This window comes from Sporomusa sp. GT1, assembly GCF_014634905.1.
Classification (GTDB): Bacteria; Bacillota; Negativicutes; order Sporomusales; family Sporomusaceae; genus Sporomusa; species Sporomusa sphaeroides.
The window spans coordinates 90082-109486 of sequence record NZ_BMBX01000013.1; the positions used below are offsets into that span (position 1 = coordinate 90082).

At 46.0% G+C, this 19405-nt stretch carries 17 protein-coding genes; 6 read left to right on the forward strand and 11 right to left on the reverse strand.

The window, feature by feature from the left end; all coding sequences use genetic code 11:
- Nucleotides 1–10: 10 nt before the first annotated feature.
- On the reverse strand, nucleotides 11–1789 hold the full coding sequence (locus tag GT1_RS14820; protein WP_188399387.1) for a hypothetical protein: 1779 nt from the start codon (nucleotides 1787–1789) through the stop codon (nucleotides 11–13).
- A gap of 287 nt (nucleotides 1790–2076) precedes the next feature.
- Between GT1_RS14820 and GT1_RS14825 the strand changes: the two genes are divergently transcribed.
- Nucleotides 2077–2232 (forward strand): hypothetical protein, encoded by a 156-nt coding sequence (locus GT1_RS14825; RefSeq protein WP_188399388.1) that lies wholly within the window; start codon nucleotides 2077–2079, stop codon nucleotides 2230–2232.
- A 285-nt stretch (nucleotides 2233–2517) separates the two neighbouring features.
- Here the strand turns inward: GT1_RS14825 and GT1_RS14830 are convergent, their stop codons facing one another.
- Nucleotides 2518–5451, reverse strand: coding sequence for an insulinase family protein (locus tag GT1_RS14830; protein WP_188399389.1), 2934 nt, complete (start codon nucleotides 5449–5451; stop codon nucleotides 2518–2520).
- Between the two features lie 38 nt (nucleotides 5452–5489).
- Here GT1_RS14830 and GT1_RS22305 point away from each other — a divergent pair, with 38 nt between their 5' ends.
- Nucleotides 5490–5768: a hypothetical protein gene (locus GT1_RS22305; protein WP_223226283.1), complete on the forward strand. Its 279-nt coding sequence runs from the start codon at nucleotides 5490–5492 to the stop codon at nucleotides 5766–5768.
- A gap of 132 nt (nucleotides 5769–5900) precedes the next feature.
- Here GT1_RS22305 and GT1_RS14835 read toward each other — a convergent pair whose 3' ends face one another.
- The 4 genes from GT1_RS14835 to GT1_RS14850 form a co-directional block, all read right to left on the reverse strand.
- Nucleotides 5901–7217, reverse strand: a complete 1317-nt coding sequence (locus tag GT1_RS14835) for an amino acid permease (RefSeq protein ID WP_188399408.1) — start codon at nucleotides 7215–7217, stop codon at nucleotides 5901–5903.
- Between the two features lie 277 nt (nucleotides 7218–7494).
- Nucleotides 7495–7905 carry a VOC family protein gene (locus GT1_RS14840; RefSeq protein WP_075757077.1) on the reverse strand — a complete coding sequence of 137 codons (411 nt, stop codon included), beginning with the start codon at nucleotides 7903–7905 and terminating at the stop codon, nucleotides 7495–7497.
- A gap of 4 nt (nucleotides 7906–7909) precedes the next feature.
- Complete coding sequence (locus tag GT1_RS14845; RefSeq protein ID WP_188399390.1) at nucleotides 7910–8680, reverse strand: histidinol phosphate phosphatase; 771 nt, start codon at nucleotides 8678–8680, stop codon at nucleotides 7910–7912.
- A 149-nt stretch (nucleotides 8681–8829) separates the two neighbouring features.
- A complete protein-coding gene (locus GT1_RS14850; RefSeq protein WP_255430448.1) occupies nucleotides 8830–9180 on the reverse strand; it encodes a CAP domain-containing protein in 351 nt (116 codons plus the stop codon).
- A 52-nt stretch (nucleotides 9181–9232) separates the two neighbouring features.
- Between GT1_RS14850 and GT1_RS22310 the strand changes: the two genes are divergently transcribed.
- Nucleotides 9233–9550 carry a hypothetical protein gene (locus GT1_RS22310; RefSeq protein WP_223226285.1) on the forward strand — a complete coding sequence of 106 codons (318 nt, stop codon included), beginning with the start codon at nucleotides 9233–9235 and terminating at the stop codon, nucleotides 9548–9550.
- 191 nt (nucleotides 9551–9741) lie between these two features.
- On the opposite strand, the gene GT1_RS14855 is transcribed toward GT1_RS22310, so the two are convergent.
- The 3 genes from GT1_RS14855 to GT1_RS14865 form a co-directional block, all read right to left on the reverse strand.
- Nucleotides 9742–10584 (reverse strand): flavodoxin family protein, encoded by an 843-nt coding sequence (locus tag GT1_RS14855; protein ID WP_188399392.1) that lies wholly within the window; start codon nucleotides 10582–10584, stop codon nucleotides 9742–9744.
- 17 nt (nucleotides 10585–10601) lie between these two features.
- Nucleotides 10602–10937, reverse strand: a complete 336-nt coding sequence (locus GT1_RS14860; protein ID WP_188399393.1) for an MmcQ/YjbR family DNA-binding protein — start codon at nucleotides 10935–10937, stop codon at nucleotides 10602–10604.
- Nucleotides 10938–11065: 128 nt separating this feature from the next.
- Nucleotides 11066–11815 (reverse strand): transposase, encoded by a 750-nt coding sequence (locus GT1_RS14865; protein ID WP_188399394.1) that lies wholly within the window; start codon nucleotides 11813–11815, stop codon nucleotides 11066–11068.
- A 398-nt stretch (nucleotides 11816–12213) separates the two neighbouring features.
- On the opposite strand from GT1_RS14865, the gene GT1_RS14870 reads away from it, so the two are divergent.
- The 3 genes from GT1_RS14870 to GT1_RS14880 all read left to right on the forward strand — a co-directional run bounded on the left by GT1_RS14870 (nucleotide 12214) and on the right by GT1_RS14880 (nucleotide 15912).
- Entirely contained in the window at nucleotides 12214–12870 is a 657-nt protein-coding gene (locus GT1_RS14870) for a Crp/Fnr family transcriptional regulator (RefSeq protein WP_188399395.1), read from the forward strand.
- A gap of 412 nt (nucleotides 12871–13282) precedes the next feature.
- Nucleotides 13283–14548, forward strand: a complete 1266-nt coding sequence (locus GT1_RS14875) for a lactate racemase domain-containing protein (protein ID WP_188399396.1) — start codon at nucleotides 13283–13285, stop codon at nucleotides 14546–14548.
- A 35-nt stretch (nucleotides 14549–14583) separates the two neighbouring features.
- Nucleotides 14584–15912, forward strand: coding sequence for an MFS transporter (locus GT1_RS14880; RefSeq protein WP_075757069.1), 1329 nt, complete (start codon nucleotides 14584–14586; stop codon nucleotides 15910–15912).
- Between the two features lie 423 nt (nucleotides 15913–16335).
- On the opposite strand, the gene brnQ is transcribed toward GT1_RS14880, so the two are convergent.
- Both brnQ and GT1_RS14890 read right to left on the reverse strand, forming a co-directional pair.
- On the reverse strand, nucleotides 16336–17700 hold the full coding sequence (gene brnQ, locus GT1_RS14885) for a branched-chain amino acid transport system II carrier protein (protein ID WP_188399397.1): 1365 nt from the start codon (nucleotides 17698–17700) through the stop codon (nucleotides 16336–16338).
- A gap of 370 nt (nucleotides 17701–18070) precedes the next feature.
- Nucleotides 18071–19222 carry a hypothetical protein gene (locus GT1_RS14890; protein WP_188399398.1) on the reverse strand — a complete coding sequence of 384 codons (1152 nt, stop codon included), beginning with the start codon at nucleotides 19220–19222 and terminating at the stop codon, nucleotides 18071–18073.
- Nucleotides 19223–19405 lie beyond the last annotated feature (183 nt).

Here is a 19405-nt window from a genome sequence, read left to right on the forward strand (position 1 = left end):
AACGCAGCCGTTATCTTACCAAAAACTCGCCTAACTGGAAGGGCAGCTGGCCTAGTTGTTCTTTTACCGCGGGAACACTGTCGACAAAGCTGTCTGCCGCTTCACTATCGTCAAATCTGACTTTTACATCCAGGTTCTGTCCGTCATAGAGGCGAAAAGCCGCTTCTACCATACCGATATTTTCTGTTTCCAGACAAATCCTCAGCCACGTCTCGGTCATCTGCTGACCGGATTTTTTTTTGTCCTCTTCTTCCTGGTATATATGAATGTGGGCCGGATAAACCGATTGTCCGTCACCAAAATATAATGGCACCGTAAAGGACAGCACACTATGACCGGCTTGGCGTTCTGCAAGTACGCCGCCTGATTTGGGCATAGTGTCAGCCAGTTCCCGCATGGCCTTAGCCGCAGCCTTTAATACTTCCTGATTTTTGTTGCGCCAGGCATTGATTAGTTCTGCCAGCACCTGCTGTCCGCCGACTGCCGTTTGCAGGGCAAAGCGTCCTTCCGGCCTGAACAGTCCGGCAGCCTCTGCCAGCATGCGGGCAAGCATGGTAAATTTATCGGCTGCCGGCTGCGGTGATTTTAAAAGCGAGGCCAAAGGTTCCGGCAAATTGGTAGTTATCGGCTTATTTGCGTCAGTCTGCTTGAGCAGGACTTGAATAAATTCTTTGATTTCGGCCGGCATGTTTTTCATTACTTCCGGCCGGGCGGCAAGCATACGGGCAAGTACTGCCGCTTCCGGCTGCTCTGGCATGCCACCGCCGGAGCGGGCTGCCGCACCGGGAGCCTGCTGCTGCTTCACAGCGCTATTGTCCTCCGGTGTATCTGCCGCCGGCAAAGCCGCTGCCGGATTCTTGTTTTCCGCGGCCATACCGTTAGGCTTTTGCGGAATTGCCGGTTGGGTTGCCGGCCTATTTTCCGGCTGGTTTGCGCTATTGTTTGGCCGGGCCAGCGGTGCGTCCTGCTCCTCTGCCGGCTGTGAGGCCGGCACCGGCGCAGCAGGCGGTTCGGCCGGCGCTCCCGCCGGGCGCGGCATTGCCGCCCCCTGTTGCATGACAGGCAATCGTCCGGCTTGTGGCGCCGGCGTGTCCGGTTGTTTACCTGCCGCCTGGCCTGGCTGTGGCGTGGTTGGCGGTTCCTGTTGGCGGACGGCAGCCTGACCCGTCTGGGAAGGTTTCGCCGGCAGCGCCTGAGCCACCTGCTTACCGGCCTGATTCGCGGCAGTTGCCAGCTCCTTCAGCATTTTAGCGGCTGCCTTAAGTTCATCAGGATTACTGTCACGCAAGGCATTCATAAATTTTTCCGGAACCTGCTGTTTGCCGGCATTTTTTCCGTCAGTCTGTTCAGCGGTCTTAGCCGTATCAGCCCCTGCTGCTTCTTCCAGCATAGCTGCCAGCAGGCTGAGTTTTTCGCCTGCCGACCTGGATGAGGCCAGCAAGGCGGCTAGCCCCGCCGGTAAAGCGGTTTGCGCCGCCTGAGTCTGATTGAGGATTTTTTGCACCAGTTCCTTAAACTCCGGCGGCAATTTGTTCATAAGTGTTGTCCTGGTGGCAATAGTTCGCGCAAGGGCATCCAATTCTGTACTCATCAAACTTTTTAAAGCCACCAGCACCGCTTTACTGGCGGCAGCGGTCTGCTCTGCCGCACTTTGCCTGGCTTGAACAGAGTCACGTGTGGTAGTCTGCTCTGTTGTCTCTGCCTGTATTGGCGATACTGCCGTCCCATTGCTGGCAGTAGTTACATTATTGATATTTATGGCTGCCACCACCTTTCTTACGCTGGACATATATATAGTATTATCGTTGGAAAATCTCAAACTCAATAGTTGAAGGTGAGCACAGTCCGGCGTGCAGCGGAAGGATTATTCTAATATTAACATAACACACAATGTCTGTTACAAACATAAACTATACTAAAACTGCAAGGGAGGCAACAGCATGCCGAGTTTTCAACAAATGCTAGCCGGTCGCTGTACAAAGTTACCGGTATTTCAGCTAGTTCCCGGGCAGTCGTTAACTGCCGGTTATTTTTTAATCCAGGTTGAGCCTGCTATCCGGCATGGATTAAGGCGAGTTGACAAACAGCAATGCGCGTCATGCCATGACCGAGCTGGCGCTTATGTGTTATTTAATGGGCATGGGCTTTGATTACCGCACCGCAAAAGCAATTGTCGAGTCCTGGGAAACCGATGACAGCTTGCTGGCGCAGGGACTATTAACCACCGACTAGCAGGACGCATCTGTACGGCACTGAGACGCGGGCAGCCGTTGTGCGTAAGCGGAGGTTGAGCGCCAGCGGCGCAGCATTGGATGACGGCCGCCCGTACCGAATCTTGTGTTGATACAAAATGAGATTGCCACACCACACGCAATGACCTGCGAAATAAGTACATCCCCAAGTCATTGCGGCTGTTGTCTGTGGCAATCTCTGTTATAATGCCCATCCTGTTGTCAAGCCTGCAAAGCAGGAAATGAACTATTGCTTCCTGTTGGCAACAGCCGGGAGTCAGGCAAATTAATCGATAACCGTAACCAATTCGCCAAACAGCGCCTGGCTGGCTTTGATTTTCTGTTCACCGCCCATAACGCACAGGTAGTTTGCCTTCATAACATCGTCCACAAGAGCAGCCAATTCCTTAATATCCTGCTGCTTTGTTGCCAATATTTCATCCCGTTCCTGCTGTAAATCAGCCTGGCTGATATTGCGGATATAGGCCGTATCGGCGCGCTCCCCCTTCATTTGCGGTGTCAGCGGGGTATCCATGCTGCTTATTGTACCGATAATGTATTTGGTCATTTCCCGTTTGCTGATATTTTCGGCAGTAAAGTTATTGAGATACCGTGCCGTCTCATCATATACTTTGATGGTTTCCTCCAGGTTAGGATCACGGTAAGAACCAAATACCACATTGCCGCTGCGGTCAAACTGGGCAAACGCACCGTAAGCACCACCCTGCACCCGGATGCGGTTCCAAAGATAGTCATAGCGCAAAATGGTTTCCAGCACTTTCATACTGCCATGATAATTATATCCCAGGCGGCGGAAGTTGGCACCTTTAGCGACATATTGCACCTTGCCTGAGGTCATGAGGCCCTCGTTGCGGGCCTGGATATCGAAATAATGTTTTGCCGGTTTGTACGGCTTTGTTCCCAGTTTGCCGGTGAGCACCGGAAAGCTCTGGGCAAATTTTTCATAGTCTTCACTCTCGCAAGTGATTCCTGCCAGCAGATTGTCGCGGTTGAACACCGTCTTAGCCACAGCCGCCAGTGTACGCCCGATCTCTTGTATGTTGCTGTCAAGGTCTTCTTCCAGCGCAGCAATAAATTTGTAATAGGTCAGCTGGCCGTTTTCATTAAACTTAGCCACCGGCGATACATAGGATAACAGCCGGCTGGCTACCACCTGCTGACCACGCCGGAAGATGGCGGTGTCCCAGACGGCCTTGATCTCACGGATAAGCTCTTTCAGCCGTCCCGCATCGGTAAACAGGCTGTCGCCGGTTATGTCGCCGATGAGGCCAAACATTTCCGGCAGCTTGCCGACAAGTGCCTTGGCCTTCACCCGGAACATGGGCGCATAGCTCTCATAATCGGCAACCCCCGGATAAGCAAGCACATCATAGTTGAAACCGCCGGTATGGATATTTACCTCCTTGACCAGATCGGCATAGGGGTATTTCCCGGTATCCACCTTCCCCAGAATATCGGCGAGCAGGAATAAATACGGCAGTTCGGCTTCGGCTACCGCCCCGGTAGAAAAGTATAGATTGACATACGCAATCTTGTTGGTAAACATAGGATGCAGCAGCACGGTGACGTCTTGTTCTGTGCGCTTTTCGGTTACCAGTTCTTCTACTTGCTTATTAATATCCTTTAATTCCAGCAGCGGAATAAGCTCCAGCTTTTCCGGCGCATCCGGCGTTTCCTGGCGCTCTTTAAGCACCTTGGTCTGGTGAATAAGCTGCTTGATTTCGGCCTCACTCAGGCCTTCTTTATAAGCGGCCAGTTTTTCCTTAAGCTCGGCGGCCTGCCGGGCTCCGATCTCACCATTGGGCTGTAAAGCTACCAGCGCCTGATGAGAATTGTCTAAAAGGCAGCGTTTGATTAACTGCTCAAAATAACCATTTTTAGCTTCCCGTTTAATTTTATCCAGTGACGCTTCATATGCCAGATGGATCAGCGGGTCCTGATCATACAGCCAGCTGTCCAGACATTTCATGTTGTAAACCAGACCTTTGGGCCGGTTGCCGTAATTAGCTTCCCGCAGATGGAATTCAAAGATATTTACCGAGGATTCCACCAGTTTGGAGTCTAAGCCTTCATTAGCCAGCTTTGTCAGAGTCGACTGCACGGTTTCCTGGAATGCGGTTACCTGTTCAGGATTGGCGCCGCTTACGCCAAACGTCATTGTAGGCTGCAGGATGCTCTTACTGTAGCTGCCGAACACTTCTTTGCCCAGGCCGGCGTCCAGCAGCGCTTTTCTGAGCGGTGCCGCGGGTGTCTCCAGCAGAATGTGTTCCAACATCATCAAGCCCAGATAGCCTTCCGGCTCGGTGGCTTTGCCTGCGGCAATGTTCAGGGTGATGAAGGTCTTATCTTTTTTCGACTCTTCCGGTGATACCGGATAGTCGGCCATTTTAACTACCGTTTTGGCAAACGGCTTTTGCAGCGGTATCGCCGAGTTAATTTTCTTAGCTTCAAAGTCTTTGAGGTACGCCTCATTCAAAAATTTCAAATTGTCATCCAGGTCAAGGTCGCCATAGAGGAAAATGTAGCTATTGGAGGGATGGTAGTATTTCTGGTGAAAAGCAATAAACTGTTCCTGTGTCAGGTCAGGTATGTATTCCGGATCGCCGCCTGATTCCACGCCATAGGTAGTGTCTGGGAACAGGGCGGCATAAATCTGATGTTCTAAAATAGCGTCAGGCGAAGAAAACACGCCTTTCATTTCATTGTACACAACACCCTTATAGGTGAGCTCAGCCGCTTTATCCGGCAATTCGTAATGCCAGCCTTCCTGCATGAGAATTTCCGGAGTTTCCAGCATCAGGGGATAAAACACGGCATCCAGATACACATCCATCAGGTTGCGAAAATCCTTCTCATTGCGGCTGGCAACCGGATACATCGTCTTATCGGGAAAAGTCATGGCATTCAGGAAAGTATTGAGCGAGCCTTTTACCAGTTCGACAAACGGCTCTTTTATCGGAAATTTGCGCGAACCGCAGAGTACCGAATGCTCGACAATATGCGGCACACCGGTTGAATCCGCCGGCGGGGTGCGGAAGCTGATCGAAAATACTTTATTGTCGTCTTCATTGCCTAAATATAGCAGGCGTGCGCCGCTTTGCTCATGAACAAACAGCTTGGCATCCGAATTAATCTCAGCTACACGCCTGGCATCCACCAGCTTAAACCCATGGTAGTTTTGACCTGTCTTAAAGGACATAGCTTTACCTCGCTTTTACTATTTTCTTTTCTTATCCTATGAACTACTTTGCTAATAAGTCAATATTTTGCTTTTCGGCAATATGGAACGGTTTTCCTGCAAAATTTAAAGAAAACACGACTTGTGCCGAGCCTTTGGCGGGCCGAATTGCTATGCCATCCATGGCGCAATCGGCACTAGCGCCATCCAGGCGCGTCGCAGCGGAAGTCGATGTTGCCCTTATCCTGCGTTTAAGAAAGTTATGCTTTCTGTTAGGAGAACAAGTGAATCTACTTATAGATTCTCCCGCTTGGCTGGATTTAATTATGACTCAATAAATATTCTGTTGCAAAAACATACTTGCTTTCCGCCCGATAGTACGGCAAAGGCTCCGCGATATACTCGCAGAGCCTTTGCTTGTCTGGTATCTTACGGCTGCTAAACAGCCTGTACACCATGTATTTATGAGACTAATGATCTGTAACCTGCTGCTTACGCATAGCCGACCACCGGTAAATGACAATCGGCAAGATCAGCAGCGGCACACCGAAGTACAAAGAAATTCTCAGTTCCTCGGTAAACGCAACAAAGACCAGACATGCAATCTGGACCCAAATGCCCAACTGGGTAACATAAGGGAACAGCGGTGCTTTATATTTCAGTGCCTTCACTTCGTCCGGGCTAAGCTGCTTGCGGAAGTTATATTGACTCCAGCAAATGGAAATCCAGGCAATGGCACCGGTAAAACCGGACAGTGCCAGCAGATAGGTATAGATACTTTGCTGCTGATCAAAAGTGTATAACACAACCCCCAGCCAGCACACGCCGATAGATAATGCCGTCGCATTTTGCGGTACACCCTGACGGTTCAGCCGTCCCAGCCAAGCGGGAGCCATACCCTCCTGTGCCAGTGCATACATGGCGCGGGTGCAGCCGTACAAGCCGGAATTAGAACAGGAAATAGCGGCAGTCAGAACCACAAAAGAAAAAATAGCCCCCGCCCACTCCAATCCATAGGAGCTCAACGCTGCCGCAAACACACTATTTTCCAGACTGGCTTTATCCCAGGGAAAAATAGTTACCAAGAGCAGCATCGGAATAATGTACAAGGCGATAATCCGCACAGTGACCTGCCTGACGGTAGCCGGAATGGTCTTAGCCGGTTCCTGGCTTTCGGCAGCCGCCAGACCGATAATTTCCGACCCCTGGAAGTTGACCAGAATAATCACCATTGTCAGCAGCACCACCCAATAACCATCAGGGGCAAAACCGCCGCTGGATAAGAGGACACTGGTGCCGAGAAACCCGCCGCCGAGTGCACCGAAAAAAATCATGATAGCTAAACCACAAAACATAATCAGCGCGGCGATCTTAATCAGCGCCAGCCAGAACTCCAATTCGCCAAACAGACTGACTCTGGACAAATTGATAACCGTTATCGCCAGACCAAATAGTACCGCCCACCACATAGCGCTTACAGTGGGAAAAAAACCGTTCATAATGATACCGGCGGCAATCATTTCCGACGGAACATAGGTTACCCAGGTCAGCCAGTAGCACCAGCCGACACCGCACGCCCAGGCCGGTGATATATAGTCACGGGTGTAACTGATAAACGAACCGGAAATGGGCCGGGCTACAGCCAGCTCACCCAAACATACCATAACTGCATAAACAATTAAGCCGCCTAACAGATAGGCCAGCACAGATGCCGGACCGGCTTTGCCGATCACATAGCCACTGCCCAAAAAATAGCCACTGCCAATAATTCCCCCCAGGGCAATCATCTGCAGATGGCGGTTTTTGAGTCCACGCTGTAATTGTCTTCCGGTCCCCAGTTCTTCCAAGTATCATTCCTCCAGTTAAGTATAAAGAAAACACGGCTTGGCCGAACCTTTGGCGACGGTGGAAGTCGATGTTGTCCTTATCCTGCTTTTAAGAAAGTCGCACTTTCTGTTAGGGCAAAAAATGCTAATGAAATGATTATAACATAATCATTTTTCCTGACAATGGCTTTTTAAAAAAATAGACATGTTTCATAGCGAAACATGTCTGATTTTCTGCTTACGCTTTTTTGAAGGATTCATATACCACTTGATACTCAGGTGTCGGTGGAATGGATTTGTAAATATAGACATGAACACCAGTCGGGTCATTGACGACAAAACTGCGTTCACCCCAGGGCTTATCCTGCAGCTCCTGGAAAATTTCAACACCGGACTCTTTCAGCCGCCGGTACTCGTCATCAACATCCTCCACTTCCAGCGAAACAATAATGCCGGTTCCATGAAAAAAATCGCCGGCGTCCCGCTGCGGTTTCGTAAAGCTAATTCCTGCCGCCATTCCGGGGGCAAGCAGTTCAATATACCAGTCACTCTCATATACCAGTTGAAAACCAAAATGCTTCATATAAAAATCCCTGGATTCGATAAGTTTATCTGTACTAATCGTGGTATCAAACCGTTTTATTTTCATATCATTACCTCCCCGTTTCCGGTTTGCGTTGTTTAAAATAAACTACCTTGAGCTTGCACGCCTCTGCCAAGGCATAGCCGGCATCCAGCCTGGCACCGATATCCTGCTGTTTGTGAGCATCCGAACCAATGGTGACAAACTGCCCGCCCAGTTCGCAGAACCGCTGGTAAATCGGCCGTACGATATCCATCGCTGCCGGGCTTGTCAGCCGGCGGGTATTAATTTCCAGTGCTTTGCCGTTTTGTGCAAGGGTTTTTAGTATTTCATCAATCCAGTCGCCAAATTCGTGGTAATATATCTCCGGGTCTTGATAGCGCGCATAACGGGCTATGTAATCAATATGCCCCAGACTGTCAATAAAATCATGCGTTTTGAGACATTTTAGCATCCAGGCAAAATACTGTTCATAGGTATCGCGTTTTGTGCGTGAATGGTAATACGCTTCCAGATAGATGTCCATATTATCAACCGAATGAATGGAACCAATAACATAGTCAAAAGGATGATTAACAATAATGCGCCGGTTTTCCTCCACACATTCCAGCCCCATGCCTATTTCAATTCCCAGAAGCACCTTGTCACTGTGATATGGATCATACTCCTGAAAATACCGGCCAACATCAAAAGTAACGGTATCGGGCTCAGGAAAAGCCAAATCCGTATGCTCTGTGATAATAATCCCCAACCCTAATTGGGCAGCCTGGCTGACAGCCGCCTCGACAGCCATATTAGAGTCGACAGAATAACGAGTGTGAATGTGAGTATCAAATAGCAAAGGTACAGCCTCCTAACAGTAAAATGGCGTATAGTATCATTCTAATACAAAAACACCTAAACTACAAACGGAAAAGGTACTCTGCGCCAAATGCAGAGTACCTTTTCTGAAAGAATCTATCCGGAAATATAAGTTTGTGTTCTTTTACGTTATTTGCTAATAAACTCTTGTACGACATATACCGAACCGCCCGGGCTGCGTACTACACCAACACCTACATCGGTATAAGTGGAGTTAAGAATATTGGCACGGTGGCCCGAACTGTTCATGAAAGCTTTTTCTGCAGCAACAACACTGGTATTAATCGCCAGGTTTTCGCCCGCGGTTTTGTAGGTGATACCTGCGTTATTCATTCGTTGAAACGGTGACAGACCTTCCGGATTATAATGGGAAAAATAGCCGCGTTTAATCATATCCTGAGCATAGTTTTCGGCCAGTTTGGTCAACTGGGCATTGGATTTGAGTGCAGTCAAGCCATTGGCCGCACGGTCCTGATTCAAGAGACTAAGGGCTTGGGCTTCTTCAGAAGTGGAAATTGTACCATTCGACGATGTGGAGTTAGAAGTTGAATCAGAAGTTTTAGTTGATGTTTTTGGGGCAGAGCTGTTGTCAGAGGAATCGCCACGATTACTCAGAACACTGATCAAACCAATTACCGCAATGCCCGCCAGTATGTTATTTGTAGTAGAGTTATCTTTGACTGTTTCTTCCGCTATCGCAGCTTCAGAACTCTCAGCGAAGGCGGGGAGAGCGAAAACACCGCCGAAGGATGTGGTAAACAGCGAAAAGGCAACAAAACTGTGTATAAATTTGCTTCTAATGGACTTTCTTAACAAAAAGATCACCTTTCTAATAAAAGAAATTATTTGATTCGGATTCTGCTAGTAATAATTCGCGCTTACTTAACATAATCCTTCAAACAGCGGTGCGCCAGATTCTGTCAGGTCTACTAATTACCGGATTTATTGGGCTGATAGGGCATAACCAATTCCTGTAATGACAGGGTTAGTGACACTGCATGCCTTTGCTATTGTTGTCGGCAACCCCCGTCCCCTCTGATACTATGCTTTGGCCTCAACCCACCAGTTATACTGCTGATAAGGTTTTCTTAATTTGTTCAGTTCCTGGCGTTCAGCTATATATTGGTCTTTGACAGCCTCCAAAAGCTTGCCATGCTCTGTCATCCCTGCGGGAGAAAACCGTGGATGTCTGGGGGTAGCAAAATGCACCTTAACTTCCCCTGCGATCACTTCAATTTGGCCATCTGCCCCGCACATCCGACATATTACCTTCCCGCTGGGCGCAAGCTGAAGCAGCGTATTGCCGCATAACGGACATGCATGCACAGGCGAGTTGGTTGCCTGCTGCCCATCGCTGATGAGCATTGCTGCCAGACTGCGGGCTTGATCAAGTATTTCCGGTTTTACAACCTCTCCCGGGCTTGCCGCCTGAACCAGCATTGTCCCAACCACATCCAAATGAAAGAACCGGGCGGTATTGACTGCGGTCTCGCGGGCATATCCCTCCCAGCCGTCAATCCCATAAGATACGGCGACAACGCATTTTTTGCCGGCAAATTCTTTAGCCTGCTGCAAAAGGGAAATCAACCTGTCGCCAATAAGCTTCAGCGTGGTATGAGTGCCTAAAAAGTAACAAGGTGTGGCAATGATAACAGCATCCGCCTGCCTGATATGTTCCAGTAAAAAGGCAAAATCATCATTAATGACACACTGCTTGTCTTCCGGCAAACAGGCGTAACAGGCATTGCACTGCCTAATATCAAGATCAGTCAGCCGTATCATGACTTTTTCCACTTCATCTGGTAATGAAGCCAGCATTTCTTTTGTTAATATCTCGGAATTCCCCAATTTTCTGGGCGAAGCTACTAAACCTACTACTTTCATAGAAAATTTCATTCCTTTCAAAGTGTCAATCTATAACTATGCTCAATCATTTTAGTTAACTCTTTCTCAGACACATCACCATTAACCATTACGGTATTCCAATGCCGTTTGTTCATGTGAAAGCCAGGAAAAACATCTGCCTTTAGTTCTCTTATCTCGTCTACGTATTGAGGCTCACATTTCAAATTAATATACAATTTATCATCACGCTCAAAAATTAGAGCAAAAATTTTTTTATTTGCTTTATGTCTTATCGTAGTCCACAATAAATTAGACTGCCTTTTATTAAAAGGATAATCTTCATAAACGTTATTGAGTTTTAAACACAAAGAAATTAGCTGTTTGCGTGTCATAGTTTCTCCTCAGTAAACCTACCCATCATTCCTTGACACTAGGACACTAGTGACACTAGAGTGACACTAGTGACACTAGGGACGTTCCTTATTTGACAACTTTTGCTATTGACACTAGGGGACGTTCCTTATTTGACAACTTTTGCTATTACGCCTCGTGATATTCCTGTTGCCCGCTCAATTTGACGAATAGATAAACCTTCTTGTTCTTTTAACTGACGAATTACGTAGTCTCGTTCTATTTTAGGCCAGCTTACTATTTCGTGAATTTCCCGCCCGCCTGTATACTGCATTATTCTCCGTCGAATTTCTTCTTCGCTTATATTTGTCCTGCCGGTTACATCAAAATCATGTTCCGTAATGATCTGATGTAGTTTAAACCACTCATCTCTGCCCAATAGGCCCAAGGAAAATTCAGTATCTGTTAGATTTCCTCCATACAAATATTCTCTATAGCTACTAAACCGATATTCTTCCGCTATCGAAACAATCCCGGCTCTTATTGGGTTTTGATGTATGTAACATAACAATGGAATAAAGTATTCATCGATCTCTACTGGCACACTTTTATACCGGCTACTTATTAATGCTCCGCTTCGATCATATTTCCGATTAAAGTACATTGCATATTTTGTCAAAAGTCGTTTCATAATTAAAGAAATATCGCCCGGTTCTCTTTCCTTTATTAACATATGGACATGATTGCTCATCAAGCAATAGGCATGTATTTCAAATCGCATTTCGTACTTTAAGTGCTGCAAGTTGTTAAGAAAATATATAAAATCATTATCTTCTTCAAATAAATGCAATCGGTTTATGCCACGAAAAACAATGTGATAAAAGCCTGTAACGCTTATTTTTCTTGCTTGTCTGCTCACTCACTTCTCCCTTTCCGTTAAAAGAGTCCTACTGTATTTGTTTATATATTATCATATGTGTGACAAAAAAGGAACGTCCCCTTTTTGTCCTACTGCTACTGTATTTGTTTATATATTATCATATGTGTGACAAAAAAGGAACGTCCCCTTTTTGTCCTACTGTCCCTGAAGGTTAAAAAATTAGTATTAATATAAAAAATATTCTGAAGGAGTTTTACTATGGATATTTAACTCTTTTAATATAGTAGCTAATAGCTTTTACGGATAACTAGGGCTACGCCTCAGGGCAGGTCATTTTTGACTTTATGATACATTGTTTACCGCCGGGCCAGCGAATAAATAAAAGGAGATTTTTCCGGTTATTGAGTGACAATGAACGCGGGGAAAGAGGTGAGGATATGGAGTTATCTTGGACTGCAGAGGAGTTAACCCTGATATTGAAGAATGGTCATTTACGGAAATTCCCAAAAAACCAGATCATTTTTTACGCCGGGGCGGTTTGCAATGAAATATATTATATTGACAAAGGATGGGTCAATATTTATAGCCTGACAGACGAAGGCAAGCGGGTTTCCGTAGGGCTTAGAAGCAAGGGTGAATTTATCGGTATTTCCGAAGCATTTTGCCGGAGCCCGTGGCAATGCTTTGCTCAGGCGTTAGCAGAAGTCGAGGTCTATGCTATTGAACTTAAAAATTTGTATATTATTTTGGATAAATATCCAAATATCCTTCGTAAGTTTTTGAGTTTAACGGCATACCGCCTCCAGCAGGCAAATACAACTATGCTCAACTATGTTTGCAAACAGGCACCGGGGAGACTGGCCATTACCCTCCTCAATCTGGCAGAGAAATCCAGCAGTAAAAAGAATGGTAAAGTAAAGGTATCAATCAAATTAACGCAGGAAGAACTTGCAGCCATTATCAGTACTACACGGCAGTCGGCAAGCCGCATTATAAATTCCTTTAAAAAACTGGGATTTATAGAAATGAAAGGCAGGCAGATACAGGCAATTTATCCGGATAAACTGAGAGCAAAATCCGTAGGGGAAATATAAATATGTGCTGCAGGTTGAACTGTAATAAGCCGCTTTAAAAACAGTAAAAAGGGTACAAACTATTATGCTCCTTTTTGCAGTAGCCAGGATAAACTGTCTACTGCAAAAAGGAGCATATTTTTATGGAAAAAAAATTTATGGGTTCCTCTTCTTTGCGCCAAGGTTGTGCCGCTGGACATTTCTTTCTAAGAAATGTCACTTACTTGACATTATATTGGTATCTGATAAGCACTAAGGTGTCAGGCAAATAACGGAAATATTTCGAATAGAGTGCTATTATTAGCAAGTCAGACAATTAGGCATTGTATACATTGCAGTATTCTTAGCCCAGAAATACTTGTTCAAGAATCGCGATTCTTTATCAGAACAGTAACTAAATTGGGGAGGTAAAAAAAGAACCGGAGGCGGATTCATGTTAGAAAAATATTTAACAGATATATCTTTACCGAGAATGGTTAAAGTACGACAAACATTCTCAGCTGAACCTATTACTAATTTGCATGCTGCTGTAAGTGAGCAACTAACTGGAAAAGAGATTGCTCAACTCATTAAACCGGGCGCCCGCATTGCTGTGTTGGTGGGTAGTCGTGGAATTGCGAAGATTGATGATATAGTGGCAATTACCATTAGCCAATTGAAAAGGCATGGCGCAGAGCCTTTTATTGTTCCGGCCATGGGAAGTCACGGAGGAGCAACAGCCGAAGGACAGATCGAAGTATTGCAGAGTTTGGGTATTACGGAGGAGAAAGCCGGTGCCCCGATTATATCTTCTATGGATACGGTCGAACTTGGACGAACAGGTTCCGGCTTACCGGTTTATTTCGATCGCAATGCCGCTGGTGCCGATGGGATCATTCCTATTGCCAGAGTTAAACCCCACACAGCATTTCGTTATCACCATGAAAGCGGTGTCATAAAAATGCTTACCATTGGCGCCGGTAAGCAGCGTGGTGCCAGTGCATTGCATTCCAGGTTTAGTGTAAATGGTTTTGGCCCGTTACTGCGTGAGGCCTATCAGCAGGTTTGCCGCAAATTGCCGGTTTTATTTGGGCTGGCTATTGTTGAAAACGCGCAGGAACAGGTGGCTATGCTTGAAGCCATACCTCAACAGCTAATTGAAAAAAGAGAGCCTGCACTTTTACAAAAAGCATTTGAGCTAATGCCTAAGATCCCCTTTACTAATTTTGATGTGTTAATTGTTGATCAATTGGGCAAAAACATCAGTGGTGACGGCATGGATCCCAATATTACCGGACGTTATGCTGTTGATATAAAAGGGGGTCTTGCCTATCAGCGGCTTGTGGCGCTGGACCTTACGCCGGAAACGGAAGGCAATGCGTTAGGTGTCGGTATGGCAGACATAACCACCCGTAAGCTGGTTTCAAAAATTGACTACAAAAAAGGCTATATGAATGCCTTTACATCGAAAATTGTGTTGGCAACGGTCAAAATACCAATGACGCTGGAAAGTGACAGGGAAGCGATTGCGGCAGCAATACAGACCTGCGTTTGTGTTGAACCGGGGCAGCATAAGGTAATTAGAATAAAAAACACTTTGGAAATCAGCGAGATGGAGATTTCAGAAACATTGTTAACCGAAGCGGAACAGAAAGCTGGCTTGGAGATATTAGGGCACCCATTGGAAATGAATTTTGATTCTAAAGGCAACCTGCTATAGCCTTGGAATAAGTTTAAATTATAAAGGAGGCAATTATGACTAACACCGTGTTTACCGAAGAAATGCAGAACAAGCTGATGACTAAACTGCGCTGGAGAATAGTACCTTATATTATGCTGCTGTATGTGGTATCTATGATGGACCGGCTGTGCATCAGTTTTGGAGCACTGCAGATGAACAAAGAACTTGGTATAAGTGCAAGTGCTTTTGGGATTATTGCCGGGATTTTCTTTATATCCTATTTCTTTTTCGAGGTACCCAGCAACGTGATCATGCATAAAGTGGGTGCCCGGGTCTGGATTACCCGGATACTGGTCACCTGGGGAATCGTAACGATAGGTACCGGTTTTTCCGAGACGGTAACGCATTTAGCCATTTGGCGCTTTTTACTTGGTGTGGCGGAAGCGGGTTTTTATCCTTGTATGATCTTGTATTTGACGCTATGGTTTCCGGCTAAACATTTAGGACGGACAATATCGTTATTCATGTGCGGTATGGCCATTTCCAACATCCTGACCGGGCCACTTTCCACCTGGATCATGGACAATGTTACCTGGTTTGGTATGTCAGGCTGGCGCTGGATGTTTATTATCGAGGGTATACCGGCAGTTATTTTGGGAATAACCACTTTCTTCGTCTTAACGGACAGACCTGAACAAGCTAAATTTTTAACACCGGAAGAAAAAGCTTGGCTGATAGCAGAACTTCATCAGGAGCATGAAGCAAAAAATAAAAAGCTGCAGGTTTCAAAATGGGCTGTGTTTTCTCAACCGCGCGTCTGGTACATGTGTATTCCTTATCTTTGCTACATCATGGCACTATATGGTCTGGGAATGTGGGTGCCCCAAATCCTGCGTGCTTTATCGCAAACACTTACCAATTTTCAAATTGGCCTTATTTCGACCTTGCCGTATATAGTTGGTGTCATTGCCATGATACTTGTTGCCAGACATTCAGACAAAACATTAGAACGGCGCTATCACATCGGCATTCCTATTCTTTTTAGTTTTTTCAGCTTAATCGCGTTAACTATGACAAAAGATTTGTGGCTGTCAATGTTGTTCATTTGCATTAGTACTGCAGGCATATATAGTTTCGTTGGTACTTACTGGACCTTACCCAGTTCCTTTCTAAGCGAGGGAACGGCGGCAGTAGGTATCGGTATTATTAATTCTGTTGGCAATCTTGGCGGCTTCTTCGGGCCGTATGCTGTAGGCTATCTAAAAGATATGACCGGCTCAACATCGGCCGGAATGTATGTGCTGGCAGCTTTTGCCTTATTTGCAACAATATCTGTTTTAGCTATTCCTGCAAAAGAAGTGGCACTTAGAACGCAAACCGGTAATATAAAAGCTGATAGCTAAAAACTACTGCAAAACTTAATATGCTTTTTAGACTTAGCAATAAAGAAGCCGCTGTTGCCCTTATCCTGCCACAGGCCTCACACCGAAACTGTATCGGTAGCCTAAATCCCTGGTACATCCTGCTTATCAAAGTCCCTTACCACTTGGTAGGGGATTTCTTCTTATGTTTCACAGCTCAAACAATATAGCGTACTAGTCCCTTTGCTCTATTTTACGGCACTGATGGTAATATTCGTCCGGCGGTAAAAGTGGTGTTTTCCTCTGCCACGATGAGCGCACCGATCAGGTTGATGCCATCTCTCCTTTGTGGGACAAGGGACCTGTCCCCTTGTCCCACTATACCCGCAAAAAAAGACGTGCCCTTAAGCGCTTTTAACGCACAGAAGCACATCTTTCAGCACAGATAAATAGTAAATACGCTGGTTAACCCTCTGCAGCGTTCTTGGTTAATTCTTTGCAAACGCTAATACCCCAGCCTAGGCCTAAGCCAATTATCATCGGTATAACCCAGCCCATCCCTATATCAAAAAATGGGACAAATTGCTGGTAACTGACAAGAACACTTTGCACTGCCGCCTTGTTCTTAATGAATTCCGGCATGGCGTTAAGCGCATCACCAATACTGATAAATAGTGCGCCTAACGTTGCCAGTACATAAACAGTCTGCCGGTTTTTGAACAGCGGCGATAAGAGTGCCAACAAAATCAAGGTAATAGCTAACGGATACAAAAACATCAATGCCGGAATAGACAGAGAGATTATCCGGGTTAGTCCTACATTGGCAATCAGACAGGATAAAGCAGTAAACACCAGCACATAAGATCGGTAACTAAGTGATCCCGGAAACAATTCCTGAAAGGTTTCCGCACAAGCTGTAATTAAACCAATGGCAGTTTTTAAACAGGCCAGCGTAACAATAATTGCCAACAAAATACTTCCCAGCGAGCCAAAATAATAATTGGCAATTTGCGCCAGCGCAATACCGCCATTTTTTGAGACCTCAAATTGGCCCACACTAGTTGCACCAATATACGCCAGGCAGCCATAAATCAAACCCATCAGAACAACACTCACAGTACCTGCTTTCAGCGTACCCATCGCGATGCCGCGGGGCGATTGAACCCCTAACCCTTTCAGTGTCTGAACAACAATAATACCAAAAGCAAGCGAAGCCAAAGCGTCCATTGTGTTATAGCCTTCCGTAAAGCCTTTAAAAAAAGGATCGGTGGCATACTGACCATGAACGTCGGCAGCCGAAATACTCCCCATAGGCTGCCAGAAGCTGACAACAACTAAAAAAGCCAAAAATAGCAAAAATAGCGGGTTGAGAACTTTTCCCACCCAGGTTAGAATTTCACTCGGGCGCAATGAAAAAAACAATGCGACCATAAAAAATGCCAAGGTAAAGCAAGCCAGCCCCACTCCGTGATACTCGGCTGGAATAAACGGCACCAATCCAATTTCGTAGGAAACCGTCCCTGTTCTGGGTAAAGCAAAAAAAGGCCCGATAGTCAGATACAAGGCAATAGTCATCAGATATCCGTAGGTGGGATGAATACGGCTGGCCAGTTCAAACAAACCATTGCTTTTAGATACGCCCATAGCTACAATTCCCAAAAATGGCAGCCCTATCCCGGTAATAAGAAAGCCGATGGTGGCCGCTGCAACATTGCTGCCGGCTTCTTGTCCCATATGCACCGGAAAAATTAAATTACCGGCACCGAAAAACAAACCAAATAGCATAGAACCAATAAACAGATAGGACGACAAGGACAACCGTTGATCCAATAAAATCCACTCCTAATGCAAATTGCAACTTGTCTTGGCCGCTTGGGCCGCATTTTGCATTATATATCTTTTCAGAAATTTATTCAATAAACGTTTTTTGTCACCCTTTCAACTTGACGATTGGCTGGTTCCCAGACGTAATAAACAAGAGCACATCAGTATCAAAATCATTAAAAATATCATCATCAAACTGCGTAACCGCTTACCTATTGACCAAACGATTTCTTCCCATACCTTGCCACTCCTTTGCTACCCATGCTCTGGACCATATGCAATAGCCGGATTGTAGCACGATTGAACCCTTAACAAACCGTCCTGTTGTGTTCTTTGATATAGCAAAAAAGCAGCCATTTGGCTGCTTTTGCTTGTTCTATTCCACAATTCCCTGCGCCTTGCGCAAAGCGGCGTTCTTATTAATCTTATATGTGCCAACCGTCAACAGCGGCAGCACAATGAATATCAGGCCTATGTACCCCACTGTGCCGTAGCCTTTGACCACAAGCGCGGTTAGGCCGAATACCGAAGCTCCGGTACACAGTACAATAGTCAGAATAGAAACAATCATACGGCGTACACGAATGCTTTCGAACATGCCTGTCCTCTCCAAAACCTTCTCGAAGCGAGCTACTGAGGTGTATGTAAAAGATAGAGCTGTGCCAATTAGAGCTACAAAGAGAATCACGCTATATATGATCTTCAACCAGGGTATCCCCAGTTGATTTGTTGCGTAATATACCGGCAAGGTTTCCTTTAGTACTTCCGGTGCAAAACCAAGCAGCATAATGCACATGATAGCTAGGAAGCCGCCGTTCAGCAGGAAGCCAAAGAGACCGAAATAGTTGCATTCCTTGGTAGTGGTAACTTTATGAGAAACAGAAATAAGTGCTACGATGTTAATACTCTGAAAGCCGACATACAGTGCAGCTTTCAGCACTGCCTCCCAAGGATCAGTGCCAAAGGTTTCCTTGGTTGCGATAAAGTTTTGCCATTTGGCAGCACCGGCTTCCAGTCCCAGATACGCCAGCAAAATCAGGGTAACGATAAGGAAATATGCCTTGTAGCGTAGTACACGGATAATCAGCTCGGCTCCGAAAATGGTTAGACCCAGTAAGACAGCTCCTAAGACGGAAATACCCACGAAGTAAGGAATGCCCAGGGTATTCAGGAGCAAGGCTCCCGCACCGGCAATGGAGCTACTGATGGCAATGAACATCGTGGCAATAACGCACAACTCGAAGATGAGTGAAAAGAACTTCTCGTAGGGGTGATACAGTATGGTTGAAAAACTTTTGTAATCATGGACCTGATGATCCTTAGCGAGAACCATGGCATTTCTGCAAAGCCAGCCGACAAAGAACATGGCAATAAACGGCAGTACCGCACTTAGCCAGCCATATTTCACATAAAAGTTAACCTCTTGATTACCGGTGGCAAAGCCGCCGCCGCAATGTGTGGAAAACCACACTGTCGCCATAGAAAAGGCGATCCACAACGAACTTGTTTCTGTCTTTTTTTCTAGCATTTCTTTTCTCCCCACAAATAAGAATTACGAGCAGGTCAGGGTCAGGCTTGAGTTATATGGAAGATTGACTTATTGCTCTTCATCCCACTCAATTAACTCTTGCCAACTCCTCGTATTATAAAGTAGTAGTTATTAACGCCCCTCTTCAAGGGCAATGTGCTACACTGTAAGGGATACTGTGGA

Coding starts and splice junctions, on each gene's coding strand:
- GT1_RS14840 (WP_075757077.1), bottom strand. CDS start 7,905: ATGAAAATAAAACGGTTTGATACCACGATTAGTACAGATAAACTTATC.
- GT1_RS14830 (WP_188399389.1), bottom strand. CDS start 5,451: ATGTCCTTTAAGACAGGTCAAAACTACCATGGGTTTAAGCTGGTGGAT.
- GT1_RS14870 (WP_188399395.1), top strand. CDS start 12,214: ATGGAGTTATCTTGGACTGCAGAGGAGTTAACCCTGATATTGAAGAAT.
- GT1_RS14855 (WP_188399392.1), bottom strand. CDS start 10,584: ATGAAAGTAGTAGGTTTAGTAGCTTCGCCCAGAAAATTGGGGAATTCC.
- GT1_RS14860 (WP_188399393.1), bottom strand. CDS start 10,937: ATGACACGCAAACAGCTAATTTCTTTGTGTTTAAAACTCAATAACGTT.
- GT1_RS14880 (WP_075757069.1), top strand. CDS start 14,584: ATGACTAACACCGTGTTTACCGAAGAAATGCAGAACAAGCTGATGACT.
- GT1_RS22305 (WP_223226283.1), top strand. CDS start 5,490: ATGAACTACTTTGCTAATAAGTCAATATTTTGCTTTTCGGCAATATGG.
- GT1_RS14835 (WP_188399408.1), bottom strand. CDS start 7,217: ATGATTGCCCTGGGGGGAATTATTGGCAGTGGCTATTTTTTGGGCAGT.
- GT1_RS14820 (WP_188399387.1), bottom strand. CDS start 1,789: ATGTCCAGCGTAAGAAAGGTGGTGGCAGCCATAAATATCAATAATGTA.
- GT1_RS14890 (WP_188399398.1), bottom strand. CDS start 19,222: ATGCTAGAAAAAAAGACAGAAACAAGTTCGTTGTGGATCGCCTTTTCT.
- GT1_RS14875 (WP_188399396.1), top strand. CDS start 13,283: ATGTTAGAAAAATATTTAACAGATATATCTTTACCGAGAATGGTTAAA.